This is a genomic window from Serratia sp. CY76391 (genome assembly GCF_052166695.1).
GTDB classification, from domain to species: Bacteria; Pseudomonadota; Gammaproteobacteria; order Enterobacterales; family Enterobacteriaceae; genus Serratia; species Serratia nematodiphila.
The window spans coordinates 746,747-760,218 of record NZ_JBJNOJ010000001.1 but is presented as its reverse complement, the minus strand read 5'-3'; the positions used below and the strand labels follow the sequence as shown (position 1 = coordinate 760,218).

Annotated in this window: 14 protein-coding genes; 7 read left to right on the top strand and 7 right to left on the bottom strand. The window is 56.3% G+C overall.

Going from position 1 to position 13,472, the window contains the following annotated elements; all coding sequences use genetic code 11:
- Window positions 1–191 precede the first annotated feature (191 nt).
- The 3 genes from ACJ8PN_RS03855 to ACJ8PN_RS03845 all read right to left on the bottom strand — a co-directional run bounded on the left by ACJ8PN_RS03855 (window position 192) and on the right by ACJ8PN_RS03845 (window position 2,079).
- Window positions 192–671 carry a YbjN domain-containing protein gene (locus ACJ8PN_RS03855; RefSeq protein ID WP_004938666.1) on the bottom strand — a complete coding sequence of 160 codons (480 nt, stop codon included), beginning with the start codon at window positions 669–671 and terminating at the stop codon, window positions 192–194.
- Between the two features lie 136 nt (window positions 672–807).
- Window positions 808–1,710, bottom strand: coding sequence for a 30S ribosomal protein S6--L-glutamate ligase (gene rimK, locus ACJ8PN_RS03850; RefSeq protein ID WP_041922205.1), 903 nt, complete (start codon window positions 1,708–1,710; stop codon window positions 808–810).
- Between the two features lie 54 nt (window positions 1,711–1,764).
- On the bottom strand, window positions 1,765–2,079 hold the full coding sequence (locus ACJ8PN_RS03845; protein WP_015377290.1) for a YbjC family protein: 315 nt from the start codon (window positions 2,077–2,079) through the stop codon (window positions 1,765–1,767).
- Window positions 2,080–2,309: 230 nt separating this feature from the next.
- Between ACJ8PN_RS03845 and ACJ8PN_RS03840 the strand changes: the two genes are divergently transcribed.
- Window positions 2,310–2,573, top strand: a complete 264-nt coding sequence (locus ACJ8PN_RS03840) for a GrxA family glutaredoxin (RefSeq protein WP_004938676.1) — start codon at window positions 2,310–2,312, stop codon at window positions 2,571–2,573.
- Between the two features lie 37 nt (window positions 2,574–2,610).
- Here ACJ8PN_RS03840 and ACJ8PN_RS03835 read toward each other — a convergent pair whose 3' ends face one another.
- The gene (locus ACJ8PN_RS03835) at window positions 2,611–3,000 is read right to left on the bottom strand and encodes an inner membrane protein YbjM (RefSeq protein ID WP_015377289.1); all 390 of its coding nucleotides are present in this window, start codon (window positions 2,998–3,000) and stop codon (window positions 2,611–2,613) included.
- Window positions 3,001–3,294: 294 nt separating this feature from the next.
- On the opposite strand from ACJ8PN_RS03835, the gene ACJ8PN_RS03830 reads away from it, so the two are divergent.
- A complete protein-coding gene (locus ACJ8PN_RS03830) occupies window positions 3,295–4,983 on the top strand; it encodes an aspartate:alanine antiporter (protein ID WP_004938680.1) in 1,689 nt (562 codons plus the stop codon).
- 458 nt (window positions 4,984–5,441) lie between these two features.
- On the opposite strand, the gene ACJ8PN_RS03825 is transcribed toward ACJ8PN_RS03830, so the two are convergent.
- Together ACJ8PN_RS03825 and eco are read right to left on the bottom strand one after the other, a co-directional pair.
- On the bottom strand, window positions 5,442–5,810 hold the full coding sequence (locus ACJ8PN_RS03825; RefSeq protein ID WP_071796762.1) for a hypothetical protein: 369 nt from the start codon (window positions 5,808–5,810) through the stop codon (window positions 5,442–5,444).
- 471 nt (window positions 5,811–6,281) lie between these two features.
- On the bottom strand, window positions 6,282–6,794 hold the full coding sequence (gene eco, locus ACJ8PN_RS03820) for a serine protease inhibitor ecotin (RefSeq protein ID WP_351106621.1): 513 nt from the start codon (window positions 6,792–6,794) through the stop codon (window positions 6,282–6,284).
- A 293-nt stretch (window positions 6,795–7,087) separates the two neighbouring features.
- On the opposite strand from eco, the gene ACJ8PN_RS03815 reads away from it, so the two are divergent.
- Window positions 7,088–7,822, top strand: a complete 735-nt coding sequence (locus ACJ8PN_RS03815; RefSeq protein ID WP_351106618.1) for a phosphatase PAP2 family protein — start codon at window positions 7,088–7,090, stop codon at window positions 7,820–7,822.
- A 5-nt stretch (window positions 7,823–7,827) separates the two neighbouring features.
- A complete protein-coding gene (gene ybjG, locus ACJ8PN_RS03810; protein WP_015377285.1) occupies window positions 7,828–8,433 on the top strand; it encodes an undecaprenyl-diphosphate phosphatase in 606 nt (201 codons plus the stop codon).
- A 36-nt stretch (window positions 8,434–8,469) separates the two neighbouring features.
- Here the strand turns inward: ybjG and ACJ8PN_RS03805 are convergent, their stop codons facing one another.
- Entirely contained in the window at window positions 8,470–9,306 is an 837-nt protein-coding gene (locus tag ACJ8PN_RS03805) for a hypothetical protein (RefSeq protein ID WP_171453683.1), read from the bottom strand.
- A 217-nt stretch (window positions 9,307–9,523) separates the two neighbouring features.
- On the opposite strand from ACJ8PN_RS03805, the gene deoC reads away from it, so the two are divergent.
- From deoC to ACJ8PN_RS03790, 3 genes are all read left to right on the top strand, one after another.
- Window positions 9,524–10,204, top strand: coding sequence for a deoxyribose-phosphate aldolase (gene deoC, locus ACJ8PN_RS03800; protein WP_004938693.1), 681 nt, complete (start codon window positions 9,524–9,526; stop codon window positions 10,202–10,204).
- 152 nt (window positions 10,205–10,356) lie between these two features.
- Window positions 10,357–11,121, top strand: a complete 765-nt coding sequence (gene deoR / locus ACJ8PN_RS03795; protein ID WP_004938695.1) for a DNA-binding transcriptional repressor DeoR — start codon at window positions 10,357–10,359, stop codon at window positions 11,119–11,121.
- Between the two features lie 980 nt (window positions 11,122–12,101).
- Complete coding sequence (locus tag ACJ8PN_RS03790) at window positions 12,102–13,400, top strand: HAAAP family serine/threonine permease (protein ID WP_166729760.1); 1,299 nt, start codon at window positions 12,102–12,104, stop codon at window positions 13,398–13,400.
- Window positions 13,401–13,472: the final 72 nt, after the last annotated feature.

Genomic DNA, 13,472 nt, shown 5'->3' with positions numbered 1-13,472 from the left:
CGCCAGCCCCCAGGGTAAAAAACGCCATTTATCGATTTTTTATGCAATTTTTCTCTATGTGATACGGCATTAACGGCGTAAAAGCCGAGAAAGATCGGGCGGCAGAGGCCAAAGTGCAGAATATTTAATTGCGGAGGGAAGTCACGGCAGCATGCCGCCGGAGCGACGGCATGCTTAAGGTATGGCGAGGATCAGTGCAGCATCGGCTGACGCACGGCGCCAGCGGGGATCTCTTCTTCGTCACCCATAAACAGCAGATCGTTCGCCCGCGCCTCGAGGATCACCATCGAGACCTGCTCTTCACCCTGCTGCATGAAGTGGGTGAACTGCTCGTAGGTGATGCCGACCGCCACGCTCAGCGACTGGCAGACGATCAGCTTCGGCAGGTTGTCGTCCTGAATGTCGACAAAGGCCTTGATGGTCAGCGAGCTGGCGTTGATCTGGCTCAGGTCCGCCACCAGCGGGATCAGCGCGGTCGGCTTCACCTCGGCCAGCGCGGAGAACAGAATGACGTTGTCCACCAGATCTATCTTGGCGTCGAACACGCCGTCGAAGTTCTGCATGTGCGGCAGGTGCAGCGCCTGGCAGGAATCGCACTCAAAGAAAGAAATGCCCGACTGATCCAGCCAGCGCCGCAACAGCGCCAAATCGGGGACAATGAGTGAATCCATAATAACCAGCCTCACAATATTCAATACGCGAAAAGGCGCATAGCTTACGGAATATTCACCCGATACGCCACGATCAATGCGGCTTAATTCACTAATTCAGATATTGCACGGCGGGAAAAGCGCACCGCCCGCCCCGTCAACCGCCGGATTTCAGGCGGAAGCCAGGCCGGCCGCGCTGCTCAATGTATTCGATCATCATGCCGGCGATGTCCAGCCCGGTGGTGGTTTCCACCCCTTCCAGCCCCGGCGACGCGTTGACCTCCATCACCAGCGGGCCGCGCTGGGCGCGCAGGATATCCACCCCGGCGACGTCCAGCCCCAGCGTGCTCGCCGCTTTCACCGCGATCGCACGCTCCCTGGCGGTGATGGTCACCTTGCGGGCGGTGCCGCCGCGGTGCAGGTTGGAGCGAAACTCGCCGGGCTTGGCCTGCCGTTCGATGGCGGCCACCACCCGGCCACCCACCACCAGACAGCGCACGTCGCACCCCTGCGCCTCGCGCACGTACTCCTGCACCAGGATGTGGGCATTCAGCCCGCGAAAGGCGTCGATCACGCTTTCCGCCGCCTGCCGGGTTTCCGCCAGCACCACGCCGATGCCCTGCGTGCCTTCCACCAGTTTGACCACCAGCGGCGCGCCGCCGACCAGCTCGATCAGATCGCCAGTGTCGTCCGGCGAATGGGCAAAACCGGTGATCGGCAGATCGATGCCCTGCCGCGCCAGCAGCTGCAGCGAACGCAGCTTGTCGCGGGCGCGGGTAATGGCCACGGACTCGTTTAGCGGGTAGCTGCCGAGCAACTCGAACTGGCGCAGCACCGCCGTGCCGTAAAAGGTGATGGCAGAACCGATGCGCGGGATCACCGCATCGTAACGTTCCAGCTGACGGCCGCGATAATGAATGGTCGGCGCCGCCGGATTGATGTTCATATAGCAGGAGAGCGGATCGATGATATCGATACTGTGCCCGCGATCTTCCGCCGCTTCACGCAGCCGCTTACATGAATAGAGCGATCCGTCGCGAGAAAGAATGGCAATTTTCACTCGTTACCCCAAAAGCCAACGCCTGCCCGGCAGGCGAGTTAGCGGCCGCGGCGCTCAAGCGCGCGGATCGCGATCCTGATTATCTTTCGATGCGTCTGCATCTTGCGGTTTGCGGCGATCGTTTTCCGGCGGCAAGCCGCCGCGCATCAGCGGCCCGAAGCCCTGCACCACGCGCCATACCAGAAACGCCGCCGCCGGCACCATCAGCGCCACGCCGAGGAAAATCATGCCGACCGCCGCCTGCTGCGACGCCAGCCAACCCGGCAGTTGCAGGTGGCCGTGAATGCTGAGGTAGGCCAGCACCAGCATCACGATGCCCAGCCCTTCCAACACCAGCACCGGGCGCGGTAAGTCACCGAATGAACGCATATTTTTCCTCTCCAGAAGATCTGCCCCCAGTGTAGTGAATTCCCGCCGATGGCGACAGCCCCGGCAGACTAATTGGTTACATGAATCAGATTAACAGGTAATTCCTGCTTTTTTTTCACCGCCTCAACGGGCATAGTAGGCGCCATCTGACGCAGGTAATGACTTTTTCGGTGACGGGATGTCGTTGCAATCGCGAATAATTTATCGAAAATCCAATTAAGGAGCGTTGCATGTTTGCAGTAATCTTCGGGCGTCCTGGCTGTCCTTATTGTGTCCGCGCTAAAGAACTGGCGGAAAAACTGACTGAAGAACGCGACGATTTCAACTTCCGTTACGTTGACATCCACGCGGAAGGCATCACCAAGGCCGATCTGGAAAAAACCGTCGGCAAACCGGTTGAAACCGTGCCGCAGATCTTCCTGGATGAGAAGCACATCGGTGGTTGCACCGATTTCGAAGCTTACGCTAAAGAACACCTGAACCTGTTCCAGTAAGTTTTTGAACGACAAAAAGGCGCTTAATGCGCCTTTTTTATTGCCGCTGCCGCCGGTGCAACTGCTGGAGCGTGTGCAACAAACCGAGGGCGAACAGCATCAGCATCGCGCCGAACACGCACCAGAACACCGCGCTGGTAGCGTAAGCCAGTTCCTGCCAAAACGACGAGGACGGCGTCAGCCAGAAGTGGCGGATCAGCAGGCACAGCGGCAATGCATACAGCGCGCCAAGCAACGGGCAAAGCAGCCGCTTGCGGCTCGACAAATAGCTGGCGATCGCGCCGGGGATCACAAACAGCAGCAGGCCGGTTTCACCGTGGTGCTCATGATCCGTGCTGCCGAACAGGCCGGTTTGCTGGCCGAGAAACACCAGGCTGAACAACAGAAAACAGCTGAGAATGCCCAGCCAATATCTATAACTCGTCATGCGAATTCTCCCCCGCCCAATTACCGCATCAATAGAAATCGGCCCGGTCACCCGTGCGGTGACGCTGAACCGAATTTTTTCCTTGGTCAAAAGAGAGTTAAATGCGCACGGCGGCGCAGGAAATCAGCTTTCTGTGCTGGCTGTCATCGGTCATAGCGTCTAGAATGAACGCCGCCGAACGATGGTTCGCTTCGCCTTACGCTGGTGGTGATTTATGATGTCGTTTTAAGGCTGAATTTATCTCTTATAGTTATCTATATCAAGCACTTACTGGTAAACAATAAGTTATCCTCCGTGAACATAAACGTCGCTAGTTTGTTAAACGGTAACTACATTCTGTTACTGTTCGTGGTACTCGCACTGGGGCTGTGCCTCGGTAAACTCCGTCTGGGCTCCGTCCAACTCGGTAATTCCATTGGCGTTTTAGTGGTTTCTCTGCTGCTCGGCCAGCAACACTTTGCCATTAACACCGAGGCGCTGAATCTCGGCTTCATGCTGTTTATTTTCTGCGTCGGGGTGGAAGCCGGGCCTAACTTTTTCTCGATTTTCTTCCGCGACGGCAAGAATTACCTGATGCTGGCGCTGGTGATGGTCGGTTCGGCGATGGTGATCGCCATCGGCCTCGGCAAGCTGTTCCACTGGGACATCGGCCTGACCGCCGGCATGCTGGCCGGTTCGATGACCTCGACGCCGGTGCTGGTTGGGGCCGGCGATACGCTGCGCAACACCATCGTCAACGGCCCGGCGCTGCTGGCGGCGCAGGATCATCTGAGCCTCGGCTATGCCCTCACCTATCTGATCGGTCTGGTCAGCCTGATTTTCGGCGCGCGCTACCTGCCAAAACTGCAGCACCAGGATCTGTCCACCTCCGCCCAGCAAATCGCCCGCGAACGCGGCCTGGACACCGACAGCCAGCGCAAGGTCTACCTGCCGGTGATCCGCGCCTACCGCGTCGGCCCCGAGCTGGTGGCCTGGGCCGACGGCAAGAACCTGCGCGAACTGGGCATCTATCGCCAGACCGGCTGCTACATCGAACGCATCCGCCGCAACGGCATTCTGGCCAACCCGGACGGTGACGCGGTGCTGCAGGTGGGCGACGAGATCTCGCTGGTCGGTTATCCGGACGCCCACGCGCGGCTGGATCCGAGCTTCCGCAACGGTAAGGAAGTGTTCGACCGCGATTTGCTCGACATGCGCATCGTGACCGAAGAGATCGTAGTGAAGAACAGCAACGCGGTGAACAAACGCCTGAGCCAGCTGAAGCTGACCGACCACGGTTGCTTCCTCAACCGTGTGATCCGCAGCCAGATCGAAATGCCGATCGACGACAGCATCGTGCTCAACAAGGGCGACGTGCTGCAGGTGAGCGGCGACGCGCGCCGGGTGAAGAGCGTGGCGGAGAAGATTGGCTTTATCTCGATCCACAGCCAGGTGACCGATCTGCTGGCGTTCTGCGCCTTCTTCATCATCGGCCTGCTGATCGGCCAGATCACCATTCAGTTCAGCAACTTCTCGTTCGGCATCGGTAACGCCGCCGGTCTGCTGATGTCCGGCATCATGCTCGGCTTCCTGCGCGCCAACCACCCGACCTTCGGCTACATTCCGCAGGGCGCGCTGAACATGGTGAAAGAGTTCGGCCTGATGGTGTTTATGGCGGGCGTGGGCCTGAGCGCCGGCGCCGGCATCGGCCACAGCCTGGGCGCGGTCGGCGGCCAGATGTTGATCGCCGGGCTGATCGTCAGCCTGGTGCCGGTGATTATCTGCTTCCTGTTCGGCGCTTACGTGCTGCGCATGAACCGCGCCTTGCTGTTCGGCGCCATCATGGGCGCCCGCACCTGCGCGCCGGCGATGGAGATCATCAGCGACACCGCGCGCAGCAACATCCCGGCGCTGGGCTACGCCGGCACCTACGCCATCGCTAACGTGCTGTTAACGCTGGCGGGTTCGCTCATCGTGGTGCTATGGCCGGGCATACTCGGCTGATCGATTAGCGGGAGAGATGGATCGGCGATAAAAATATTTTGATTTTTTTGTCGCCGGCCAGAACTTTCGTTGGGGGCCGCAGTCTGAATTAGTGCCACTGCTTTTCTTTGATGTCCCCATTTTGTGGAGCCCGATAATCCCGCCTTCTAGGTTCAAGATTATCGGGTTTTTTGTTGCCTGCACTCCACCGCCCGCGGGACCACCATCAGATGGCAGCAACACCTCAACTGACGACATACAGCGCCACGTCCGCTCCTTCCTGAAACATCGTTTCTCTTAACGTTTAGTGTCGGGCGGTCGGCTATCAAACAATGCATTTCCCAAGGTTTGATTTCAGAAGGAGTGAGAGCGGAGTGACTGTATTAATTAGCAAGTGGGGCTGAACTCAACAACGGCCTTATCAATATCTTAATATCAAAAAAGCAAGACACCTAAGGTGCCTTGCTTTTCTTTTTACATTAACAAGCGCCAAAAAGAACGACAGAGAACAGAACGGAACCGTTCAAATAAATAGTGGCCTTCAATCCCGTAGGAATAAAGGAACCACAGGTCTCTGCACACACTTTAAGCTGCCCACCAATGGGAATTGGAATCGGCGATGAAACGCAAAAGTCACCGTAGATAGGAATGGTAAAACAAATTTGGTTGTTTGCAGGGTTATAACTGGCCCCAACGCAAACCGAAAGTTTAAGCGCCAACACGCCCTGCTGCTTAAGGTCTACAGGTACCGGCGCCGGTGTTTTTTGCGAAAATCCAACCGCAGTAAAATCAGCAACATGTTCATTTTGAGCATGCGGATCTTGTTCATTGCATTTACAATCAGCCATTGGAATATCCTCGTAAGTTTTTTTAGATATTAATTAGCGAACAATGTAATTGCCGTGGAGCTAATTACATTGATGAATCTAGCAGCACAATAATTAATTTCCATTCCTTCGCCATTAAATAAAATCAATAAAACAACAATAAAATGATTAATAAGAATATTTTTATTTATGTAACCGAAACGGTTTGTTATTGCCGAAATAATTGCAATTCAAAATAATATAATCAAAGATGAAGGGAGATAAAAATGAGGATATTGCGAGTGAGAATTAAAAAAACGCTCTTAAACCAAGGATGTTAACCTTGTTAGCTTGAGTCAATTTCCATTTTCCCTCTGTAGGTTGAAAAAATTTGGCTAAGCGCCCGGCTTTCCTGCCTGAAAATAAAAAACCGCCTGAAGAGCCGCATATCATCGCAAAATGCTCTTCAAACGGTTTTGTACAAGATCATGTATTCACAGCGCTAATCGCGGATTACTTTGATTCAGCCTGGCTTACGGTGTCTTCGGCCTTCCAGATGCGGTATTTCACTTCCGCGTCTTTCGGCGCATACACCACGATCGGCAGGCGGCTGTTGTAGCGCTGCATCGCGGCGTCGCCCAGGTTGGCGGCGATGAATTTCTTGCTCTTGGTGTTATCCGGGCAGGCCATCATGGTCGAGGCCGGCTCGGACAGCTTCTCCAGCACCAGGTAGTCGTAGCCCCAGCCGGACAGGGTTTTGGTCTCCAGCGTGCCGCCAATCATATGGCGGTTGCAGTCCACTTCCAGCGTCTTGCCGATCAGCAGCTCTACCTTATAGTTCTCTTCGTGCTCTTGCTTCGGCAGGTAGATCACCTGGCGGTTCATGCCCTTCTCGGCTTTCGGGTAAGGCGCGACCTTTTCCAGCGGCAGTTTGCTGATATCCGCGTCATCGCCAGAGGTAGCCGCCATGGCGCTGGCGGAAACGGCCATCAGCAGGCCGGAAAATACAACGGATGCCTTGTTCATGTTTTATCCCTACACTTTTTGTTAAATAATCCGCCTATAAACTAATACACTACCGCCAACCTCGCCACAGGTTTAATCTTCTTTACAATAGGCTATAAATAGTGACAATCGCCTGGTATTCCCCATTAACCGGAGCAATACCCCAGAAAAACCGCCGATTAAGACGAGATAAACAAGTGATGACCTGCGCACAACCGGGTGTATCAGATAGGGTTTTCTTGCCGGCGGACTAAGGTTTTCTTAAGACAGAATTATTACAGTGGCGCTATTCAATACTGTCACCGAGCCTGCGCGTGAATCCAGAATCGTCATTAAATCAATCCTCAACGGCACAGCAAATTAAGACAACCGCCCTTTACTCCCTGCCGGCATCCTTTTACCGTTGGCAAGTTTTTGGCCTGCTGATCAGCGGTTTGGTGTTCCTGTGGCTCTCCCGCAACGAACAACTGGACTGGGCGATCAGCAACTATTGGTACGATGCCGCCAGCGGGCATTTCCCGTGGCAAAACAATTACTGGCTGGATCTGATCAATCACCGTCTGTTGAAGCAGATAGTGATCGTGGGAGCGGTGCTGACGCTGTTTTGGGGCATCTATCGCCGCAGCGCGCGCCTCATTGTCAGCATGCTGCTTCTCGGCATCGGCCCGCTGGTGGTGGGCATTCTCAAGGCCACCAGCGCGCACTCCTGTCCGTGGGATCTGATCGAGTACGGTGGCAAGGCGATGTCCTTCCCGTTGTTCGGCGCGATACCGGCGCTGCCGGGCCCCGGTCGCTGTTTCCCCGGCGGGCACGCCTCGAGCGGTTTCGCGGTCATGGCGTTGTTTTTCCTGTTTTATCCGCAGCGCCCGCGCCTGGCCTGGTGCTGCTGGTGCGGCGGTATTGCGCTCGGCATGTTGATGGGCTTTGGTCAGATCATGCGCGGCGCACATTTTCTTACCCATAACCTGTGGGCAGGTTGGTGGGTTTGGTTAAGCCAGTTGGCAATTTATTGGATAGTTAGCGGCTATTGGTGCCGCAAGATGAGGTAACGGTTATGGAGCAGTTAAACCATGTTCTTTTCGCCTGGATCAATGCGACCCCGGCATCTCCCGAATGGATGATCGATTTCGCCACCTTTCTGGCGCGCGATCTTATCATTATCGTGCCGCTGCTGATCGTCGGCCTGTGGCTGTGGGGGCCGCGCAGCCAGCTGGTTTCGCAGCGCGAAGTGGTGGCGAAAACCACGATCGCGCTGCTGTTCGCCATGCTTGCCGCCTCCGCTATCGGCGCGCTGCTGCCGCATGAGCGCCCGTTCGTCGCCGGCGTGGGTTATACCTTCCTGGCGCACGTGCCGGACAGTTCGTTCCCCAGCGATCACGGCACCGCCATCTTTACCTTTGCGCTGGCGTTCCTGTTCTGGCACCGGGTCTGGTCCGGCGCGCTGCTGATGATTGTCGCCGTCGGCATCGCCTGGTCACGCGTTTACCTCGGCGTGCACTGGCCGCTGGATATGGTCGGCGGTTTCCTGCTCGGCCTGGTCGGCTGCCTGTTCGCTCAGCTGGTATGGAATCTGTTCGGCGATGTCCTTGCCGACAGGCTGTCGCGTCTGTATCGCTTTCTGTTCGCCTTCGCCATTCGCCGCGGCTGGGTGAAAGAATAACCGCATAACATGACAGGGGCGTTACCGCCCCTGCTTTCACACCACGCCGGTGGTCACGCAAAATGCCCGCGTTTTTCCCGTTCCCAGCATCACTCCCGCCTCCCCTTCCGGCGCGTTAGGCCGGCAGTTTGCCGGCTGGATAAAAGCAAGCAGCCGCCTGTTGCCCTGGACAGCGATGCGCCGCAGGCCATAGTTGAATTGCCCGGTGGCAAAACGCGTCACATAGCGGCGGCCTTGCGGCGCCAGCATAAAGAACTCGGCCTGATCCACGTAGCGCGTCAGATCGTCGGAGCACAGCAGTTCCTGCCCGAGCGCCTCTCCCAACAGCGCCGGCGTCGGCAAGTTTTGGCGGAACACCGCGTCGGGAATGCAATCGTAGTTGAGGCGGCACACATAGCGCAGCGGCTGCGGCCGATCGGCCAGGTTGGTAACCTTCATCTCTATGGCGAACTGCGCGCTCTGGGCAGCCAGACGCAGCGCCGGGCCGATGCGCCAACGCCCGCCCAACCGCTCGCCTTCACCGTGCAACGTCAGCTCATCGCCCGCCAGCTGCAGCCACACGCGTTGCATCTGGAGCAGCGCGCCGTCGTGACTCGGCCAGGCGGGACAGAACGCGGTGTCGTCAGCGCGCTTTCTTCCGGCGCCCCGCCCGCTGCGGCGGCCCGACTTCAGCGAATGACCGTCAAACTCGGCGTCCCAGATCGCGAGGCCCTGATACGGCAAAACCGTCAGCGCGCCACGGCAGTTCGCCAGCGTCAGCATCGGCCCGCGTTCTGCGCAGCGATGCGCGCTCACCGCGAAATCCGCGTTGCGGAACAGTTCCTGCCGATACGTCCCGAAAGCTTCAGGAGCCAGGTCGATGTTGATCTTCATCTTTTTTCCCTCGACGTTTCGCCCGCGCAGGCCGCGAGCGGCCGCTGAAAATGTTATTTAAATAACAAATTACCCTCCCTAAGTTATACATATAACAGTGAAGTAACTATGATCTCGTCGGCATTTTTCAAATCCCGCTAGGTTTATCGACATTGCAATGTTATTATTTTCACATTATCTATCCATGCTCTTTTCTCGACTTCACTAAGGAACCGCGATGACCACCGAAAACATCGATTACGCCAGCTATGTTGACCACACCCTGCTGGCCATGGACGCCACCGAAATGCAGATCGCCAAACTGTGCGAAGAAGCGCAGCAGCACAACTTCTATGCGGTATGCGTCAACTCCGGCTACGTGCCGCTGGCGGCCCAGCTGCTGCAGGAAAGCACGGTGAAAGTCTGCTCGGTGATCGGTTTCCCGCTGGGCGCCGGCCTGACCGTCGCCAAAGCCTTTGAAGCCAAAGCGGCGATCGCCGCCGGCGCGCAAGAGATCGACATGGTGATCAACGTCGGCTGGCTGAAGAGCGGCCTGCTGGACGAAGTGAAAGCCGACATCGCCGCCGTGCGCGAGGTTTGCGCGGCGATCCCGTTGAAGGTAATATTGGAAACCTGCCTGCTCAGCGATGCGCAGATCGTCCAGGTTTGTGAAATGTGTCGCGAACTCGATGTCGCCTTCGTGAAAACCTCCACCGGCTTCAGCACCGGCGGCGCTCGGGAAGAGCACGTCAAACTGATGCGCGAGACCGTGGGCAGCGAAATGGGCGTGAAAGCTTCCGGCGCCGTGCGCGATCGCGCAACCGCCGAGAAGATGATCAACGCCGGCGCCACGCGTATCGGCACCAGCTCCGGCGTCGCCATCGTCTCCGGTGCTCAGGCGGCAGCGGGCAGCTACTGATCGTCGGTATGCCCTGAGGGGCATAGCCAATACACTCCGATGCGGGACAATACGGGCGGTTGATGCGGCCCGATATTGCCCCGCATCGTTCTGTTTAGCGCCGGAAATGCCGGCTCGCCTTTTATCTCTACTACCTGTGGGAAGACGGATCTATGGAAACGCGGCGCGAAGAACGTATCAACCGGTTAGTTCAGGCGTTAAAACGCGCTGACAAGATCCACCTGAAAGAAGCCGCCGTGCTGCTGGGGGTCTCGGAGATGACCATTCGCCGCGATCTGAGCGCCGAACCGGCGGCCGTGGTGTTGCTCGGCGGCTACGTGGTGACCGATCCGCGCAGCAACGGCGTGACCAACTACTTCGTTTCCGATCAAAAAGCCAAACAGGTAACGGAGAAACGGCGCATCGGCCTGCTGGCGGCGCCGCTGATCAATGAAAACGACACGGTGTTTTTCGACTGCGGCACCACCACGCCGGCGATCATCGACGCCATCGCCGACGAGCTGGCTTTCACCGCCGTGTGTCATTCGCTGAACACCTTCCTGGCGCTGCAGGACAAACCGAACTGCAAGGTGGTGCTGTGCGGCGGCGAGTTCAAGCCGAACAACTACATCTTTTCCAGCGTCGGCGGCCGCAACGAGCTCGATCACATCTGCCCGAACATCGCCTTTATCTCCGCCGCCGGCCTCAGCCTGCAGCACGGCGCCACCTGCTTCAACTTCGACGAGCTGGAGATGAAGCATCGCGCCATGGCGATGGCGCAGCAAAAGATCCTGGTGGCAGATCACAGCAAGTTCGGCAAAACCAAGCCGGCCTGCATCGGCCCGCTGACGCAGTTCGATCGGGTGATCACCGATCGCCAGCCGGACGCCGACTTCATGGCGTTCTTCAACGATAACGCCATCGCTATCCGCTATTAGTCCACCTTCAGCGCCGTCATAATCGACGGCGCACCGCTTCGATATCCCTCTTTCCCCGCCGAAAAATGAACAAATAATGCGCAATCAATTCGCGTTTTTCGCTTATCCGCACGCAACATCAGGTTAATAAAATGCAACAGCTCACCCGCGTGATTATTTTTTCGCAAGCTAACCACGCGGTCGGTTGGGTGAATTAACGGCTATTTATGGCTTTTATATGATAAATCGAGCCAAAGGTCAGGAAGTTTAAATAAACGACGGTTTACGCGATTGCAGCAAATCTCGCCAATACCTGTTAGGTATCTGTTATTTATATGATGAATGGTTACGCATTTTTATCCGCTAACCACGTAAGTAATTCCCCTTCGTTACTAGCGGTACTTTTCAACAAAAATAAAATAAAAACAAAAACATAAACGTTATTTACCTTAAAAACATAATGTGATCTACATCACTAAAACTGCTTAATCCGGGTTTTTCGCTAGATCCAAAACCACGCATAAAATATATTGCTCGGCTTGTTGCTGAGCACAGCGCTTTATCCGGCTAATTATTGTACAAGCCACATAATCGCAGAAATTTTTATGAGAGCGTTCTCAGCACAAAATCTTACACAAATGTGCAACAAATGCGCGAAAAATCGATGAAAAAGCAGATAACTGCACATATTACGCATTTGAGAGCAGGATCACGGTTGTTTCTACTGTAAATCGTTATCTTGCCGCCAACAAAAATCGACAGGCAAAGACCTGTCGGCAGCGGTAACGACTTTTATCACCCCGTGGCGGTGAAAAGTCTTTGGTGAATTACCCGGCGCTGTGCCTTGGTAATGAACGCAATAAACAACCAGGGGGACGCCAAAACATCCCCGCAAGCAACACCTGATTCTTACCGCAAGCGTTGCCTGAATAGGACGTTTGACGGTTTAACCTTAAGTTTTGCCTTTTAATTTTAAATTCGTGTTCACTTCGGAGATATTTATGGACACTACACAGACCGGCACAATTGCCTCTGCGGCCTCGGGCTCCAGCAGTACCTGGCGTAAAACGGATACCATGTGGATGTTGGGCCTGTACGGCACCGCCATCGGCGCAGGCGTCCTGTTCCTGCCCATCAACGCCGGCATCGGCGGTTTGATTCCTCTGATCATCATGGCCATCATCGCTTTCCCGATGACCTTCTTTGCCCACCGCGGTCTGTGCCGTTTCGTTCTGTCCGGCAAAAATCCCGGTGAAGACATCACCGCCGTGGTGGAAGAGCACTTCGGCATCACCGCCGGTAAACTGATTACTCTGCTGTACTTCTTCGCCATCTACCCGATTCTGTTGGTTTACAGCGTGGCGATCACCAACACCGTCGACAGCTTCATTACCCACCAGTTGGGCATGACGTCGCCGCCGCGCGCCATTCTGTCGCTGATCCTGATCGTCGGCCTGATGACCATCGTGCGCTTCGGTGAGCAGGCCATCGTGAAAACCATGAGCATCCTGGTCTTCCCGTTCGTCGCAGTGCTGATGCTGCTGGCGGTGTATCTGATCCCTAACTGGACCGGCGCCATCTTCGAAAACGTGTCGCTGTCCGGCAGCGCTACCGGCATGGGTCACGGCCTGATCATGACCCTGTGGCTGGCGATCCCGGTAATGGTGTTCTCCTTCAACCACTCGCCGATCATCTCCGCCTTCGCCGTCGCCAAACGCGAAGAGTACGGCGCAGACGCCGAGAAGAAATGCTCCCGCATTCTGGCTTACGCACACATCATGATGGTGCTGACCGTGATGTTCTTCGTGTTCAGCTGCGTGCTGAGCCTGACGCCGGAAAACCTGGCGGAAGCCAAGGCGCAGAATATCTCGATTCTGTCTTACCTGGCTAACCACTTTAACAACCCGATGATCGAGTACATCGCGCCGGTTATCGCCTTCGTCGCCATCACCAAATCGTTCCTGGGCCACTACCTGGGCGCCCGTGAAGGCTTCAACGGCCTGGTCGCCAAGTCGATGAAGAGCCGCGGCAAAACCGTCAGCACCGCCAAGCTGAACCGCATGACCGCTATCTTCATGCTGGTGACCACCTGGATCGTCGCCACCCTGAACCCGAGCATCCTGGGCATGATCGAAACCCTGGGTGGCCCAATCATCGCCATGCTGCTGTTCCTGATGCCGATGTACGCCATCCGTAAAGTGCCTGCCATGCGCAAGTACAGCGGCCACATCAGCAACGTGTTTGTGGTTGTGATGGGTCTGATCGCCATCTCTGCTATCGTGTTCAGCCTGCTCGGCTAATCACGTCCGGCCGGCGCCGCTGCGCGCCGGCCCTCCCGCACTGCCCCCATTTCCCGTATTCACCGCCTGAAA